Consider the following 11463-nt stretch of genomic DNA (forward strand, 5'->3'; position numbering starts at 1 on the left):
GTCCGCGCAAGGTGAGTGCTGATGGCACCTCACTGCGCGAACGACGTCCCGTCCCACCTCGCGATGTGGCAGCGCGTACGCGAGTACGCCGTACCACCGTCCATGATCGAGACCGCGACCGCGCGGCGTGCGGCCGGTGACTGGTCGGGGGCCTGCGCCGCCGCCCGCGTCGACACCGATCTCGATCTGCGCGCCGTGCGCGACCGCCACGGCACCGAAGTCGCCACCCGCCTCCGGGCGGACCTGCGCCGGCTGGCGCCCGACCTGCTGCGCTGGCACATGCCGCGCAGCGCACCCGACGGGCGGCTCCGGCCCGGCCTCACCCTCTGCCTGGCCCGTTACGGCGGCCCGGACGCCCCACCGCTGCAGCTGGTGGTGCGCACACCGCCGGCCTGGGCCGATGCCGGCCAGCGGATGTCCCTGGCGCTGTGGGAGGGGACCGCGGCCGGCGCCCCCCGGCACCACCCGCACCCGCATCCCGACCGGCGTTTCCGCCTCGACCTGCACCGGCACCTGTGGGACGCCGGACGCAGCGGCGAACTCGCGCGGCGCAGCGGAGCGGACACGACACCGCCCGGCCGGGCCCGCGCGGACGCCGGCACCCTTCCGCCGGACCTCGCGGACCGGGCCGCCGGCTCCGGCGCGTCGTGGGCGGTGGACCGGTGGGCGGCCGAGGCGGAGCTGCTGTTGCGCGCCGAGGGGCTCCCCCGGGGGCCCTTCACCGTGCGGCTCGGCGCGCGCAGCCGTGCCGTCCTGGAACTCGTCGCCCCCGACGACAGCCACGCCCCGGCGTTGCGGCCGCTGCCGGAAGCGCCCCCCGTGCACCAGGTGGCGGCGCTCCCGGTGCTCCCCGAGGCCGCGGCCCGCGTCCTGCCGGACCTCCAGCTGCTGCGGGCCGGGCTCGTCCCGGCCGGCCGGCTGCATCCGCTCGTCGCCGCGGCACTGGCGGGTCCCGGCCCGGCACCGGCGGCCCTGCCCGCCCGCGCACCCGGCGATCCGCACCAGGTGGAGTGCCGGGGCGAGATGCACCGGATCGCGCTGCGGGACGGGCTGCTCACGGCGATCGACCACGAGCCGTCCCAACTCCGGCGCGAGGAGATCCTGGTGGCCCTCGGCGGGCCGGCGCTGCCCTGCGTGCGAGTGATCGACTCCGTCCACCGCGACCCGGAGGAGCTGCCCGCGGTGCGGGAGCGGCTGCTGCACGGCGACATCGCCGGCGCGCTGGCCGTGGTGGAGGGGCTGCTCGGTCCCGGCGCCGTCCTGCCCGACGGCCCGCTGCGGCGGGAACTGGAGTCGGCCGCGGCCCGCCGGGTCGACCACGGTCTCTTCCGCTCGGGGCTGGTCCGAGTGCACCCCGCCGCCGAGGCCGCCCCCGGCACGGGACACGCCGACGCCGGCCATCGTCCCCGGCTCGGCCGCCGCGTGCCCGACGACCTGCTCCGCAAGCGCATCAGCCGGACCCGGCCGCGCACCGGCCTGTCGCGCTGACCCCCTCCCGACTCCCGCGCGCCTCCGGCGTGTTCGGACGCCGCGCAGCCCCATGCCGACCGGACGGGCCATCCCGTTCCCCGACACCACCAGGTGATGCCATGACCTCCAGCGCCCTCCTGCCCACCCCTGTGACGGACACCCAGCTCTCCCTCGCCGACGACCTCCTGCAACTGCTGCGGACGACCACCACCGAGCCGCGCCCCGACGAGCAGCTCGAAGCGCTGACCCTGGCCGTCGCGGCCGACCTGCCGGTGCTGCTCTGGGGGGAACCGGGCATCGGCAAGACCGCGGCCCTGACCCAGCTCGCGGACACCCTCGACCTGCCGCTGACGACCGTGATCGCCAGCGTCCACGAGCCGTCCGACTTCTCCGGGCTCCCCGTCGTCGGCGACGACCCGGCGGTGCGGGGCGTGCCGATGGCGCCACCGCAGTGGGCCGTGGAGCTGGTACGGGCCGGGAAGGGGCTGCTCTTCCTGGACGAACTGTCCACCGCCACCCCGGCCGTCCAGGCCGCACTGCTCCGGGTCGTCCTGGAGCGGAAGGTCGGTGCGCTGCAACTGCCGCCCGGCGTACGGATCGTGGCCGCCGCCAATCCGCGCGCCTCGGCCGCGGACGGCTGGGAGCTCAGCCCGCCGCTGGCCAACCGGTTCGTGCACCTGTACTGGGTGCACGACCCGGACGTGGTGGTCCGCGGACTCGGCGGGGTCTGGCCCCGCGCGCGGCTGCCCCGGCTCGCGCAGGAACGGCTGCCGGACGCGGTGGCGTACGCCCGGCGCGCCGTCTGCGGCTTCCTCCGGGCCCGGCCGACCCTGATCCACCGGTTGCCGAGCACCGAGACCCGGCGCGGCGGCGCCTGGCCGTCACCGCGCAGCTGGGAAGCCGCCTTGACCCTGCTGGCCTTCGGCACGGCGGCCGGGGTCTCCCGGGAAGTGCTCGCCCTGCTGGTACGGGGCGCGGTCGGGGACGGCCCGGGGCTCGAACTCCTCGCCCACCTGGACCGGATGGACCTGCCGGACCCCGAGTCGCTGCTGTCCGATCCCCCCTGCGCCGAACTGCCCGAACGCGGCGATCTGCGGCAGGCCGCGCTGGAGGCCGTGGTGGCCGCCGTCGGCGCCCGACCGGAGCGGGACCGGTGGGAGGCCGCCTGGAAGGTGCTGGCCCGGGCCCTGGAGACCGGTCCCCCGGACCTGCTGGTCGCCCCGGCGACCGCGCTGGCCGGACTGCGGCGTGACGACTGGGAGGTGCCCGAGACGGTGGAGCGGCTGGCCGGGGTCGCCGGCGTCGCCCGCCGCGCGGACCGGTCGGTGGTCCGGGCCACGGCAGGTGCCGGGCGTACCACGGGGTCGCGCCGGTGACGGGGGCCGCGAAGCGCCCGGTCCCGCTGCCCTACCCGATGGCCCCGCCCACGCCGCCCCGCCCGGTGCGGGCCGCCGTACCCGGACCGCCGGCCGGCCCCGGCGGCCGGCACGAGCAGGCCGGACCGCCCCTGGACACCGAGAAGTTGCTGGCCGCGCGGCTGCATGCGGTGAAGGTACGGCCCTACCTGGCCGCCGCCCTCTTCGCGCTGCACGTCGTGGAGGACCGCTCGGTGCCGACGATGGCGGTGGACGCGCACTGGCGCTGCTACGTCTCGCCCGGCTTCGTGGCGCGCACCCCGGTGGAACAGCTGGCGGGTGTCTGGGTGCACGAGGTCTCCCACCTGCTCCGGGACCACCACGGACGCGGCGAGCGGTACGCGCGGGAGTACGAGCAGCACGAGGGGCCCGGGCAGCACGAGGGGCCCGGGCCGGGGGAGGGGCACGGGCCGGGGGAGGACACCGGGGCGGGGACCCCGGCGGCCGGGGGCTGGGAGAGGCTGCGACGCAACATCGCCGCCGACTTCGAGATCAACGACGACATCTACGGCGACGGTCTGCCCCGGCCCGCCGGAGCGGTCCTGCCGTCGTTGCTGCGCCTGCCCGACGGCCTGTTGATGGAGGAGTACCTGCGGACGGCCTCGATGTCCGGGCTCACCGCCGACCTCGCCTGGCTGGACTGCGGCAGCGGTGCCGACGGGCAGGCCCGGCCGTGGGAGCTGGGACCCGACGGCGCCCACGGGCTGAGTCGGCAGCAGCGGGACGCGGTCCGCTTCCGGGTCGCCGAGGGCATCAAGGGCCGGCCGGGCGACGCACCGGAGGGCTGGCGCCGGTGGGCGCAGGAGGTGTTCCACCCACCGCAGCCGTGGCGGCAGTTGCTGGGCGCGGCCGTCCGTTCGGCGGCGGCGGCGCCGGGAGCGGGCGAGAACCACAGCTACCGGCGCCCCTCCCGGCGCTCGGCGGGCCTGCCCGGCGTCCTGCTGCCCAGCCTGCGCCGTACCCCGCCCCGGGTCTGCGTGGTGATCGACACCTCCGGGTCGGTGAGCGACGCCGAACTGGGCAGCGCCCTGCTGGAGGTGGCGGCGATCGCACGGGCGGTGGGCGGGCGGCGCGACCTCGTCTCGGTGATCTCCTGCGACGCGGCGGCCGACGTCGCCGTGCCGCTGTGCCGGGCCGAGAACATCGAACTGCTGGGCGGCGGCGGAACCGATCTGCGCTCCGGCTTCGCCCGTGCGCTCGGCTCCCGGCCCCGCCCGGACGTGATCGTCGCCCTCACCGACGGCCAGACGCCCTGGCCGGCCGCGCAGCCGCCCTGCCGCACCGTCGTCGGACTCTTCGCGCGCCCCGCGCGCGCCGTGGACGAGGACGATCCCGACTACCTCCCCGGCGCCCCACCGCCCTGGGCGCGGGTCGTCACCATCGGCTGAGCCCCCGTCCGCCCCTGGCCGGCCTGCCCCGGCTCAGCTCGTCCACTCGCGTGCCAGGACGGCGTAGACGTACTCGCTGCCCCAGCGGTCGCCGTCGAGGTCGTTGTCGACGAGGTGCGCCTCCCGCCGCATCCCGAGACGCTCGCACACGCGCACCGAGGCGGTGTTGAGGACGTCGAGCCGGGCGAAGAGCCGGTGGACGCCCAACCGGCCGAAGGCCGCCGAAGCGAGGGCGCGCGCCGCCTCGGTGGCGTAACCGTGCCCGGCGTGGCGCGGGTGGAGGACCCAGCCGATCTCCGCCTGCCGGGCGCGGGCGTTCGCGAGGGTGAGGACCACCTCGCCGATGACGACGCCCGGCTCCTGCGCCCGGCACACGGCCAGCAGCAGCGCGTCGCCGTCCGCCTGCCACGGCGTCCCGCCGGCCCGCGCGGCGATGGACTCGGCGCAGCCCTCGCGCGTGAGCGGCGGCCGGTACAGGAAACGGGCCACGTCCGGCAGACGCTGGTAGGCGTACCGGTCGTCGACGTCGTCAGGGGTGAAGAGCCGCAGGACCAGCCGCTCGGTGACGACCGGTGCCCGGACGCCGGGCGGGACAGCGGTCATCGGACCTCCCCGTGTGCTGCCAGTGAGTCACCGGCAACCCTAATCGGCCCGCGTCCCGGCCCCGTTGTCAGGAGGCCTCGCAGAGGACAAGGCGGTCGGGGTGACCGTGCTGACCGAGGTACCCCTCGCCGACCGTGCGGTGCGCGCCCGGCGGCAGGGCGTAGCACAGGCCGGTGGCACCGTCCTGGTAGACCACGCTCACCCCGACGGTGCCGGAGCAGTCGCTGGCCGCGTCGGTGTAGCGCCAGCTCTGGTACATGGTGACGCAGGCGGGTGCCGGCTCGGGCTGCTCCGGCCCCGCGGAGGCGGGCCCCGCCAGGGCGACGGGAGGAATGCAGGACATGACGACGACCGCTGCCCTTACCGACCACTTCATCAGACTTCGCACGATGTGACTCCCTGACTTGTCGACAGAAGACGTAGGCACGACGGCAGAAGGCACAGGCACGACGGCCGAAGCCGGGACCGGAGAACCCTCGCGCGTTCAGGTGTCGAAGGAATCAGAGCGTGCGTCATGCCGCAACACGCCGGTGCCGGCTTCGGACACGGTGGTGGTTGCACGGTGCGGACGGCCACCACCCGGCGGGAAGGCCGGACGGGCCGCGCGGCGAGCCGCATGACCCTTCAACCATTTCGGCGCCGCGCGGCGCGTCCGCCCCGTTCCGCCAGGCAGCACGCCCGGCCACCGCCCGCACCCGCGGCACCTCTGCAAGCGGCGTGGACGCCGTGACGGCCCGTTCCCGGCCGAAAGAGGCTGGACCGTCCGTCTCCGGGTAGCCGAACCCCGTGGGGCCCGGCACGAGCGGGGCACCCCCGGCGAAAGGAGTGTCATGGCAGGCGTCTTCCAGAAGGTGAAGGAGTTCGCGCGCAGTCCGCAGGGCCGGCGGACCATCGAGCAAGTACGACGTACCGCGTCCGACCCGCGCCGCCGGGCCCAGGCCCAGCGCCTCGTCGGCAAGCTGCGCGCCCGCCGCTCGGCCTGAGGCAGGCGATACCGCCGGTACGGCCCGAGCCGTGGCCGGTCTGGACGCCGGCGGGACCTGACGAGTGCCCGGCAGGTATGAGCGCCGGGGCGACGTCCACGGCCTGGGACGCGCCCCGGCCCGCTCGGCATGCGCCCGGGAGAACGCCCTCACCGCATCTGGGCACGTGCTGCGCTTCCTGCTGCGCAGAGGCTGGTCGAGACTGACCCGCATCCCGAGGAGCGAGGTGGGGCGCCAGTTGTCCGGCGCCGTGAGCAAGGGCCTGTTCACGGCCACGTCGTTGCCGCTCCTCGGCATGGGCCGGGACATGCCGACCGGCCGGATGCGGCTGCGCTACCGCCTGTTCTTCACCGACGCGGCCGGGCAGCCGCTCACGCTGAGCGGCTGCAAGATTGTGGACGAGGACTCCGGCCACGGACCGTGGGCCGACACCACGACCCTGCACACCCGCATCCTGCGCGGTACCGTACCGGCCGGTGAGGAGGCGGACGCCCAGGTGGTGGCCACCGGAGTCCTGCGGCTGCGGCTGCCGGATCTCGTCCGCGAGCTCGCGAGCTTCCGGGTGCGGGCGGACACCACCCGGGGCCGGCTGGCCGCACTGGGCAGGTTCGGCCAGTTCTTCGCCGGCCGCCTCTGGGACGTGTACGTCCAGGACGCCCTCGCCTGGTCACCGGTGTGACACCGGGCCGGGACGCCCGCCGGGCCGGGACGCCGGCCTCCCCTGTGTGGGCGAAGCGACCCGTGCTGTTATTCAATGAGGTGTGGTCCGAGTACGGCCCCGGCGCCGTGCCGGGGGATTGCTGAGAGAGCCGCATGGACGCCACCCCCTCCCCCTCGTCCTCCTCGGCGTTCGACCTGGTCAGCAGCGCCCTGGGGCGGTACATCCCGCGCGGCGCAGCGGCCGGGGACGCCGGTTCCGCCGACGCGCGGGGCGACCGCGGGACGCGGGTGGCCGGCGATCCGGCGGCCGGCCGGCAGGAGCAGATCCTCGGCGCGGTCAACCTGGACAGGGACCTGGTCATCACCCGCTGCAACGTGGACGCCCCCGTGTTCGCGGGTCTGGACGCCCGGGTCGGGCGGCCGTTCGCCGATCTCCTGCCGCCCGGGGACGTACCCACGGTCACCCGGCGGCTGCGGCAGGTCCTGGAGACCGGTGAGGCGCACGTGGCCCGGATCCAGCGGCTGCGCCGCGGCGACGGATCGGAGCTGGTGGTCTCCATGAGCATCCTGCCCGCCGCGCACCCCGAGGAGGGCCTGACCGTCTCCGTGATCGCGATGGCCAGGAGGTTGCACCTGTACGCCGCCGAGACCGCGATCGGCACCTCCCTGGACATCGGCGAGACCGCGCAGTCGCTGGCGGAGTCCCTGCTGGCCTGGGGGGACGTGGCCGCCGTCGACCTCGACTTCGCCGTGTGGACGGGCGAGGGGGTCACCGGCCAGGCGAAGGGGCGCATCCGGCTGCGACGGGCGGCTCTGGTGCCGGACCGGGCCTGGCCCGAGGGCTACGTCACCCCCGGCGACGATCTCCCCGGCGACGCCAGTCGTCTGCTGGCACAGGCGGTGCTGCGGGACGACGCCCCGCAGACCATCGTCATACCCGACCGGAAGGCGGTGGAGCGGGTGCTGGGCAGTCCGCGCGTGGTGCGCGCCCTGGTGCCCGGCGAGCGGTCGGCGGGCGTGGCGTGCGTACCGCTGGTCCTGGACGGCACCCCGCCCGTCGTGCTGGGCGTGGCGGAGGTCTGGCGGCGGTCGGACTGCCCCTTCCGCGACAGCGAGCTGTTCGACCTGCAGGAACTGGTGGCCAGGACCGCCCACCACGTCGACCTGGCGCGTCAGCACCAGCGCGAGCACACGCAGGTGCTGGCCCTGCAGAGCCGGCTGCTGCCCCGGTCCGGCGGCGACACCGTCGACATCGCCAGCGTCTACCAGCCCGCCACCCCCGACAGCGCGGGTGTCGGCGGCGACTGGGTGAACAGCTTCCCGCTGCCGGACGGCCGTACCGCGCTGGTGGTCGGTGACGTCGTCGGACACGGCCTGGGAGCGGCGGCGACCATGGGCCAGCTGAGCATGGAGGCCCGCGCGCTGCTGTCCGCGGGCCTCGCGCCCGACGAGGTGCTGGAACACCTGGACGAGACGGTGTCGCTGCTGGACGACGCGGACACCGGGCTGACGGCCGGCTACAGCGCCCTCGGGTCGACCTGCTGCATCGCCCTCTACGACCCGGTCGGCCACCACGTGACGCTGTCCAGCGCCGGCCACCTCCCCCCGGTCCTGGTCCTGCCGGACGGCCACGCGGGCCCGCTCGCGGTCCGTCCGCACCCCGGCCTGGGGGCCGAGTTCGCGCTGCGGGAACCGTTCGACGTGCACACGTTCGACGCGCCCCCGGGCTCCCTGCTCGCGCTGTACACCGACGGTCTGGTGGAGGACCCGTCCGTGCCGATCGACGAGGGCATCGGGAGACTGGCGGAGGCCGTGTCCGCGGTGCACCCCTGGGACACCCTGCAGGAGGCCGCACGGCACGTCGTCTCCGCGCTGGCACCCGCGCACCCGCGCGACGACGTCGCCCTGCTGCTCGCCCGGACGATCGGCTACCGCAACGAGGACACCGCGACCTGGCGGCTGCCCGCCCGCTACGACGCCCCCGCCCGGGCGCGCGCGCAGGTCGCCGCGCTGCTGCGCCAGTGGCACACCCGGGACGACACCCGGGACGCCGTGCTGGTGCTGGTCAGCGAGCTGGTGACGAACGCGGTGCGCTTCGCCACCGGCCCCGTCACGGTACGGCTGATCAGGGCCGGCCACGGCCTGCTGTGCGAGGTGGGCGACACCGGGAACGGCAGGCCGCGTCTGCGGCGGGGCGGCCCCTTCGACGACACCGGCCGCGGCCTGCACGTCGTGCACCGGCTCACCAGCCGGTGGGGGGTGCGGTGGACGGACACCGGCAAGGTGATCTGGGCCGAGGTCACGAGGTGACCTGGGCCACGCGCCGGGGACCCGGCTACAGCCACTCCGCTTCGAGGGCGGTGGCGGTGAGGCCCGGCGCCGCCGCGTAGAGCACGGCGCGGTCGCCCGGCTTGCGCCGGCCGGAGTCGTGCGCCCGCCGCAGGATGTCGAACACGGCGGCGCCCCCGCGGTTGCCGCCGGCGTAGCTCTCCCGGCTGTGGTCGAGCAGCCCCGACGGCCAGGTGTCGGGCATCGTCTGCTCCATGTACTCCAGCACGCGCGTGCCGCCGGGGTGCGCGAGCAGCACGTCGGGGTGCCAGCCGTCGGGGGAGTCCGCGTTCCGGGTGCGCAGCCACTCCCACATCGCGGTGACCGTCTCCTGCACGGCACGCGGACCGCGCCGGTCCATCACGAAGTGGGTGCCGTCCGCCCGTGTCTCCAGGCGGTGCAGGTCCTGGGTGCCGGGCAGGGTGTGGTGCCAGGCGGCGTCCAGCCGCAGCACCGACTCGCGCCGCGGACGGCCCGTGACCACCGCGGCGACGGCGGTGTCCGCGAACAGCAACCGGACGATCAGCGACTCGAGGGTGTCGTCCGCGGGCTGGTAGGTGGTGCTCAGCGCCTCCGAGACGACGACCAGCACGACCCGGTCGGGGTCGGCGGCCACGAGGTCCGCCGCCAGCGCCAGTGAACGGGTCCCCGCGACACAGGCCCACTGCGTGGCCGGCAACAGCATCACGTCGTCGCGCAGCCGCAACGTGTTGGCCAGGGCTATGTCCAGGCCCGGCAGCGCCGGGGTGGTGGAGTTACTGGTGATCAGACAGTCGACGTCCGCGACGTCCAGTCCGGCGATCTGCAGGGCCCCGCGCGCCGCGTGCTCCCCGTAGGCCCGCACGGCCTCCCAGGCCGGGGCGGTGCGTTCCTGGACGGTCTGCGGCGCGGGCACGGTGTCGAGGGCGGCGATCGCGCGCTCCACGTCCTGCGGGCTGAATCCCGCGCCGGCCAGCGCCTCTTGGGCCGGCTCGGTGCCGACGGCGCGCAGTGCGCCGCCGTTGCCGGGTGCGACGGCGGTCTCCAGCGGCAGCATCCACCCGCGGGTCTCGATGCCCGTGCCGGCCGCGATGCTGTCGATCCGCGGCGCCCAAGCTGCGTGCGGGTGGCGGCCGCGCACGTCCGCCACGATCTGGCTGGTCTTCACGGCGTGCTTGCCGTGTATTACGGCAGGAGGACACAGGTAAGCGGCCATCATGGGGCACCTTTTCAAGGGGAACGGGCGGAAATGGGGGAGAAGGCACGAGCGCTGTGTCATGGGTCACTTTGCTGTGCCATGCCCAAAGGGATCCCGATAAGCCCCACTTCGTGGGTCGGCATCCGTTTCGAGCATGGCCGCTAAATGGACATTTCCGCTGTGATGCAGACAACTTAGGCAGGCGTTGAATGCGTGACACGGCACACACCGCGGAGCCGGACCTTCACCTGACCGACCGTCAGGCGGATCGGTGCAACCTAATGGGCGGGTGGTGAGTCTCCTGATCGATCACACCGTGATCGGATCCACGAGGAGACACCATCAACGCCATACGCAAGACCCTCACCGCCACCGCCGTCGCCGGCACCGTCCTCGCGGGCGCCGCCGCCTGCGGAACGGTGGAGCAGCTCTCCGCCGGCAAGAAGCTCGACCGGGCCTTCGAGAAGCTGGGCGAGAGGAAGACGCTCTCCTTCGAGCTCGACCTGGACACCGACGCCGCGTCCCTGAAGGCGCTGGACGCCGCGTCCGGCCCCAGGCCCGGCGAGGAGATGCCGGACGAGGCCGCCAAGCTGATGAGCGGTGCGAAGATCGCCTTCACCGTGCAGTCGAAGAAGCCGATCGACGCGTCGAAGGAGAAGGACTTCGTCGGCATGGCCATGAAGATCAGCGGTCCGGACGGCGACCTCGCCGAGTACCGCGTGATCGGCGACCTCGTCTACCTCCGCCTCGACGCCCGCTCCCTGGGCGACATGACGGGCAGCCCCGTACCGGCCGCCGAGGACCTGCCCCCTGAGGCCGGGGTCGTCAAGGACGTCCTGAAGGGCAAGTGGGTCAAGTTCAGCACGAAGGAGATGGACAAGGCGGCGGGCGGCGGTGTCCGGGGAGGTTCCGCGCGCGACCGGTCCCTCGACGCCGGGACGCGAGCCAAACTCGTGCGGTCCCTGCGCGAGGTCGTCGCCCGCGAGGTGCGGTTCAAGACGGCCGGCGGCGAGGACGGCACCGAGCACGTCACCGCCACGGCTCCCTTCCGTACGCTGCTCACCGAGCTGTTCCACGAGATCCGCCCGCTGGCGAAGGGCCTGCCGCCGGGCATGGGGCTGCCGACGGACAAGGACCTGAAGGACGCCCCGAACGCCAAGGTGACGGCCGACTTCACGCTCAAGAACGGTGAGCTGTCCGAGGTGGACGTCGACCTCGCGGCCCTGGCGGGGAAGGCCAAGGTCAAGAAGCTGGGCCTGATCCTGCGGATGGGCGGCGGCACCAGGCCCACCGCCCCGGCCGGCGCCAAGGAGCTGGACCTCAAGGGACTCATGGGCGGCTTCTTCGGCGCCCCGGCGACGAACGGCGCCGAGTTCGACGACCTGGACCTCGCCGGACAGGACGTCCCCCAGGACGAGTTCTGAGCCGGCCCGCTCCGG

General features: G+C 74.8%; 10 protein-coding genes. 7 read left to right on the forward strand and 3 right to left on the reverse strand.

The annotated features are described in order from the left end of the window. The first annotated feature begins 21 nt into the window (after positions 1 to 21). The 3 genes from IE312_RS02075 (at position 22) to IE312_RS02085 (ending at position 4273) form a co-directional block, all read left to right on the forward strand. Positions 22 to 1488, forward strand: a complete 1467-nt coding sequence (locus IE312_RS02075) for a hypothetical protein (protein WP_189977701.1) — start codon at positions 22 to 24, stop codon at positions 1486 to 1488. 101 nt (positions 1489 to 1589) lie between these two features. Then, on the forward strand, positions 1590 to 2846 hold the full coding sequence (locus IE312_RS02080; protein ID WP_189977702.1) for an AAA family ATPase: 1257 nt from the start codon (positions 1590 to 1592) through the stop codon (positions 2844 to 2846). 38 nt (positions 2847 to 2884) lie between these two features. Further along, positions 2885 to 4273, forward strand: a complete 1389-nt coding sequence (locus IE312_RS02085) for a vWA domain-containing protein (protein WP_189978217.1) — start codon at positions 2885 to 2887, stop codon at positions 4271 to 4273. A 33-nt stretch (positions 4274 to 4306) separates the two neighbouring features. Here the strand turns inward: IE312_RS02085 and IE312_RS02090 are convergent, their stop codons facing one another. Next, positions 4307 to 4876, reverse strand: a complete 570-nt coding sequence (locus tag IE312_RS02090) for a GNAT family N-acetyltransferase (protein ID WP_189977704.1) — start codon at positions 4874 to 4876, stop codon at positions 4307 to 4309. Between the two features lie 67 nt (positions 4877 to 4943). Then, a complete protein-coding gene (locus IE312_RS02095; protein ID WP_189977706.1) occupies positions 4944 to 5264 on the reverse strand; it encodes an alpha-amylase inhibitor in 321 nt (106 codons plus the stop codon). Positions 5265 to 5706: 442 nt separating this feature from the next. On the opposite strand from IE312_RS02095, the gene IE312_RS02100 reads away from it, so the two are divergent. The 3 genes from IE312_RS02100 to IE312_RS02110 all read left to right on the forward strand — a co-directional run bounded on the left by IE312_RS02100 (position 5707) and on the right by IE312_RS02110 (position 8829). Further along, on the forward strand, positions 5707 to 5859 hold the full coding sequence (locus IE312_RS02100; RefSeq protein ID WP_189977708.1) for a hypothetical protein: 153 nt from the start codon (positions 5707 to 5709) through the stop codon (positions 5857 to 5859). Positions 5860 to 5923: 64 nt separating this feature from the next. After that, complete coding sequence (locus IE312_RS02105; protein ID WP_189977710.1) at positions 5924 to 6538, forward strand: hypothetical protein; 615 nt, start codon at positions 5924 to 5926, stop codon at positions 6536 to 6538. Positions 6539 to 6672: 134 nt separating this feature from the next. Continuing rightward, positions 6673 to 8829: an ATP-binding SpoIIE family protein phosphatase gene (locus tag IE312_RS02110; RefSeq protein WP_189977712.1), complete on the forward strand. Its 2157-nt coding sequence runs from the start codon at positions 6673 to 6675 to the stop codon at positions 8827 to 8829. Positions 8830 to 8854: 25 nt separating this feature from the next. Here IE312_RS02110 and IE312_RS02115 read toward each other — a convergent pair whose 3' ends face one another. Beyond that, positions 8855 to 10042, reverse strand: a complete 1188-nt coding sequence (locus IE312_RS02115; RefSeq protein WP_189977714.1) for a beta-ketoacyl-[acyl-carrier-protein] synthase family protein — start codon at positions 10040 to 10042, stop codon at positions 8855 to 8857. Between the two features lie 401 nt (positions 10043 to 10443). On the opposite strand from IE312_RS02115, the gene IE312_RS02120 reads away from it, so the two are divergent. After that, positions 10444 to 11448 carry a hypothetical protein gene (locus IE312_RS02120; protein ID WP_189977716.1) on the forward strand — a complete coding sequence of 335 codons (1005 nt, stop codon included), beginning with the start codon at positions 10444 to 10446 and terminating at the stop codon, positions 11446 to 11448. The last annotated feature ends 15 nt before the right edge of the window (positions 11449 to 11463 follow it).

The sequence above is a fragment of the Streptomyces capoamus genome, assembly GCF_014654935.1.
GTDB classification, from domain to species: Bacteria; Actinomycetota; Actinomycetes; order Streptomycetales; family Streptomycetaceae; genus Streptomyces; species Streptomyces capoamus.

Coding starts and splice junctions, on each gene's coding strand:
- IE312_RS02115 (WP_189977714.1), bottom strand. CDS start 10,042: ATGGCCGCTTACCTGTGTCCTCCTGCCGTAATACACGGCAAGCACGCC.
- IE312_RS02075 (WP_189977701.1), top strand. CDS start 22: ATGGCACCTCACTGCGCGAACGACGTCCCGTCCCACCTCGCGATGTGG.
- IE312_RS02100 (WP_189977708.1), top strand. CDS start 5,707: ATGGCAGGCGTCTTCCAGAAGGTGAAGGAGTTCGCGCGCAGTCCGCAG.
- IE312_RS02110 (WP_189977712.1), top strand. CDS start 6,673: ATGGACGCCACCCCCTCCCCCTCGTCCTCCTCGGCGTTCGACCTGGTC.
- IE312_RS02080 (WP_189977702.1), top strand. CDS start 1,590: ATGACCTCCAGCGCCCTCCTGCCCACCCCTGTGACGGACACCCAGCTC.
- IE312_RS02090 (WP_189977704.1), bottom strand. CDS start 4,876: ATGACCGCTGTCCCGCCCGGCGTCCGGGCACCGGTCGTCACCGAGCGG.
- IE312_RS02085 (WP_189978217.1), top strand. CDS start 2,885: ATGGCCCCGCCCACGCCGCCCCGCCCGGTGCGGGCCGCCGTACCCGGA.